This window comes from Mesorhizobium sp. M4A.F.Ca.ET.020.02.1.1, assembly GCF_004022645.1.
In the GTDB taxonomy this organism is placed as follows: Bacteria; Pseudomonadota; Alphaproteobacteria; order Rhizobiales; family Rhizobiaceae; genus Mesorhizobium.
Genome location: NZ_RZOI01000572.1, coordinates 1 through 4,027 on the forward strand (window position 1 = coordinate 1; position 4,027 = coordinate 4,027).

Genomic DNA, 4,027 nt, shown 5'->3' on the forward strand with positions numbered 1-4,027 from the left:
GTCGGAGAGGGCCTCGGGCATCGTCGCAAAAGTGCCTGGACCGCCCCAGAAGTCGATGATCATGGCCGCCGCATCGGCTTCGCCGGCATCGACCGAGGCGCTGAATTCCCGGCTCAGCTCCAGAACCGCGTCGTAGAGATTTCGCCGAGACTGTCGGTCGAGGAGTGCGAGGGGATTCGCCTCGAAAAGCGACAGGCTCGCCACATCGATTGAGTTGGCCAGGGCAGCGGCAAGGGCGACCGTTCCGCCGAAGGAATGTCCGACCAGATGCACGGGTTCGCCAGCGCGGCGTGCTGCATGCTCGATGATCCGAAGCTCGTGCCGCATGCCGAAATCATCGCGCCCGCGGGTCTCGGCGGTCGCGCCGTAGCCGCAGAGGCTGGTGCCAATCATGCGATAGCCGGGCGCAAGCCATTTCTGCATCGGCCGCCAGGCCGCATGGGTGCTGAACGACCCCGGAACGAACAGCACCGGCGGCCCCGAGCCAGCTTCCACATAGTCTATCGAGGGCATGTTTGCTCTCCCGCTGGCGGCATTCGCGCCGCAAGTTCCGCGCCGATACGCAAGGTTTCCGCGACCAGCAGTTCGAGGTCCTCGCGGCGCGTCCGGTGGTTGGTGATCGCCACCCTAAGGCAGTGCTGCCCATGCACTGTGGTGTCGGAGAGGACCGCGATGCCCTCTTCCTGCAGCCGCAGCATGATCTCGGTGTTGAGCGCCTTCAGCCGCTCGCCGGACAGGCCGCCGCCGCGATGGCGGAAGCAGACGATGTTGATGGTGACCGGCACCGTCAGTTCGAGCGCCGGTTCTGCCTCGATCAGGCCGGCGAGATAGCGACCTTGAGCGATGTTCTGGTCGATCAGGCGGCCAAATTTCTCCACGCCGTGCTCCTTCAGCGCCATCCACACCTTGAGCGCGCGGAAGCCGCGCGACGTCTGCAGGCCGTAATCATGCAGCCATTGCCCCGAGGCAAGGCCGCGCGGCGCCGATTCCAGATATTCCGGCGTGACGGCGAAGGTGCCGCGGTGCGCCTCGGCGTCGCGAACCAGCGCGCAGCCGGCCTCGAACGGAGCATGCAGCCATTTGTGCGGATCGAGCGCGATCGAATGCGCCTGCTCGATGCCGGCGACGAGCGAGGCGTTCCCGGGCGCAATGGCAATCAGCGCGCCGATGCAGCCGTCGACGTGGAACCAGAGGTCTTCCTCAGCCGCCAGCGCCGCCAGCGCCTGCAGATCGTCGATCGCGCCGGTGTTGACCGTGCCGGCCGTGCCGATGACGCAGGCCGGCTTGAAGCCGGCGGCGCGATCCTCGGATATCGCCGCCCGCAGCGCTGCGAGATCGATGCGCAGCCCGGCATCCGTCGGGATGCGGCGCAGCGCGCGATTGCCGAGGCCGAGCGCTTCCATCGCCTTGCGATGGCAGGAATGGACTTGGTCCGAGGCGTAGAAGCGCAGCGGCATCGGAATGGCGGCAACGCCATGCTCGCGCACGTCGATACCGGCCTTGATGTTGCGCGCCACGGTGAGCCCGATGATGTTGGCCATCGAGCCGCCGCTGACGAGCGTGCCGCTGGCCGAGGCCGGAAAGCCCACCATCTCCTTGCACCAGTCGACCACCTGGCTGTCCATCAGTCCGGCGGCATGGTTGCCGCCGCCGAGATTGGAGCCCTGGATTGCCGCCAGGAAATCGCCGAGCGCGCCGGTGAAGTTGCTGGACCCCATGTACCATGCCCAGAAGCGCGGATGGACGTTACCCATCGGATAGGCCATGACGTTGCGGGCGACATCGCCGTAGACGTCGGCAAGCGGCGATGGCGTGCGCGGCAAGGGCGCCGTGAAGAAGGTCCGCACCTCGGCCGGCATCTCCTGCCATACCGGGCGCTCGCGGACATCGCGCAGATAGCCCATGGCATCGTCCATGATACGGTGCGAAAGGGCCTTCACATCGGCCCAGTCCGGCGGATCGAGCGTTTCGTCCGCGGTCATGCTTGTTGACGCTTCCCCCAAACTGTCCATTTGCCCCTCTCTCACATCTTGTGGCGCCGCCATCGAGGGCGGCGGCGCCACGGGTCTGTCGTCAGGCGTCGAACTGGCAGCTAGGCGTCGAACGCGACAGCGCCATCTCCTCGGCGTCCATCTCGGTCTCGATGCCATCGAACAGCGGCGTCGACATATAGCGCTCGCCGGTGTCGGGCAGCATGCACAGGATCACCGAGCCGGCGGGAGCCGTGCCGGCGATCTGGCGCGCCACGGCAAAGGTGGCGCCTCCGGAAATGCCGGTGAAGATGCCCTCCTGCTGCGCCAGCGCCTTCGCCCATTTGATGCCTTCCGGACCGGGGATCGGCACCACCTGGTCATAGAAGCGCTTGTCGATTGCTTCCTGCAGCACATTGGGGATGAAGTCCGGCGTCCAGCCCTGGATCGGATGCGGCTCAAAGGCCGGATGGCTGGCATCCGGCGCCCCGCCGGCGCCGCGCTGCTGCGCCTTGCCGCTGCCAATAAGCTGGGCGTTGGCGGGCTCGGCGAGCACGATTCTGACATCCGGCCGCTCCCGGCGCAGCACCCGGCCGACGCCGGCCACCGTGCCGCCGGTGCCGTAACCGGTCACCAGGTAGTCGAGCCGCGAGCCCGCGAAATCGTTTATGATCTCGCGCGCCGTGGTCGCCTCGTGGATGGCGGCGTTGGCTTCGGTCTCGAACTGGCGGGCGAGGAACCAGCCATTGGCCTCGGCCAGCTCGGCCGCCTTCTTGTACATGCCAAAGCCCTTCTGGGCACGCGGCGTCAGCACCACCTTGGCGCCCAGCATGCGCATCAGCTTGCGGCGTTCGACGGAAAAGCTGTCGGCCATCGTCACCACCAGCGGGTAGCCCTTTTGCGCACAGACCATGGCGAGCCCGATGCCGGTGTTGCCGCTGGTCGCCTCGACCACGGTCTGGCCCGGCTTCAGCGCGCCGCTGCGCTCGCCTTCCTCGATGATGTTGAGCGCCAGGCGATCCTTGACCGATGCGGCTGGATTGAAGAATTCGGCCTTCGCATAGATCGTCGCATGGCCTGGGCCGAGATTGTTGATGCGGATGACCGGCGTATCGCCGACCGTGTCGAGAATGCTGTCGAACAACCGGCCGCGCCCGGCCGTGGTTCTGATCTTCAACTGCTGCAACATGTCTGGTCTCCTCTTGGTCCTCACGATCCGGTTACAAACCGGAGGGCTTGGCGGCGAGGTTTCGAGACCTTGCCGCGTTAGGTTGCTCGACGTGCCTTCATTTCGGCAACGGCTGCATCCGGCCGGAATGTCCGCTGCCGGTGCGCCTTGTCGGGTTTGGTGATAGAACATGGAGCAACTGGTCAGCGTGGGAGCGAGCGTGGAAACGCACGTGGAATCCGCCCGAGAGAGCCTGAAAAGCACTGCCGCCGGCCTTTCCGTGCGGCTGCTCGGACAGCTGGCGATTTCGCGCGACGACATGCCAGTGGCGCTGCCGGCGTCGCGCAAGCTGCGTGCATTGCTTGCCTATCTGGCGCTTGCGCCGCACCCGGTCGGACGCAGCCGCCTGTGCGAGCTTTTGTGGGATGTGCCGAACGATCCGCGCGGCGAGCTACGCTGGTGCCTCAGCAAGCTGCGCGGCGCGCTCGACGAGCCGGGCCGGCGCCGGATCGAGACCGAAGGCGACACCGTCGCGCTTCGTCTTGCCGCACTTGGCATCGATGCCGTGGAAGCCGCCGCGGCGGTCGCCGAAGGCATCGAGAGCCTCGGCCTCGAGCGGCTGAGGACGCTTTCCCACCTTTTCACCGGCGATTTCCTCGACGGGCTGGAACTCGACCGCAGCCCGCATTTCAACAGCTGGCTGACGGCGCAGCGCCGTCGTTTCAGGTCATGCCATGTTGCCATACTGGAGCATCTGATCGGCCTGCTTCCGGCCGAATCCGACGAGGCAGGCGCCTATATCGACAAATGGCTGGAACTCGCCCCTTTCGACAGCCGCGCTCATCTTGCGCTGCTGGAAAACAGCGCGCGGCGTGGCCAGATCGGCGCG

The 4,027-nt window shown here is 66.4% G+C and carries 3 protein-coding genes and 1 pseudogene; 1 reads left to right on the forward strand and 3 read right to left on the reverse strand.

From position 1 onward, the window contains the following. The 3 genes from EN742_RS26930 to EN742_RS26940 form a co-directional block, all read right to left on the reverse strand. Positions 1 to 513 (reverse strand): alpha/beta fold hydrolase (locus EN742_RS26930; RefSeq protein WP_128333477.1); only part of this gene is annotated, 513 nt, incomplete at its 3' end. Further along, positions 501 to 2,012 (reverse strand): pyridoxal-dependent decarboxylase, encoded by a 1,512-nt coding sequence (locus EN742_RS26935; protein ID WP_127405500.1) that lies wholly within the window; start codon positions 2,010 to 2,012, stop codon positions 501 to 503. The genes EN742_RS26935 and EN742_RS26930, both read right to left, overlap by 13 nt. 61 nt (positions 2,013 to 2,073) lie before the next feature. Then, entirely contained in the window at positions 2,074 to 3,159 is a 1,086-nt protein-coding gene (locus EN742_RS26940) for a pyridoxal-phosphate dependent enzyme (protein ID WP_126058642.1), read from the reverse strand. A gap of 298 nt (positions 3,160 to 3,457) precedes the next feature. Between EN742_RS26940 and EN742_RS26945 the strand changes: the two are divergent. Then, positions 3,458 to 4,027: pseudogene (locus EN742_RS26945) on the forward strand (transcriptional regulator); the annotation flags it as partial.

Bases quoted from the DNA above. Each gene is read 5' to 3' on its own strand.
- EN742_RS26935 (WP_127405500.1), bottom strand. From the start codon at position 2,012: ATGGACAGTTTGGGGGAAGCGTCAACAAGCATGACCGCGGACGAAACG.
- EN742_RS26940 (WP_126058642.1), bottom strand. From the start codon at position 3,159: ATGTTGCAGCAGTTGAAGATCAGAACCACGGCCGGGCGCGGCCGGTTG.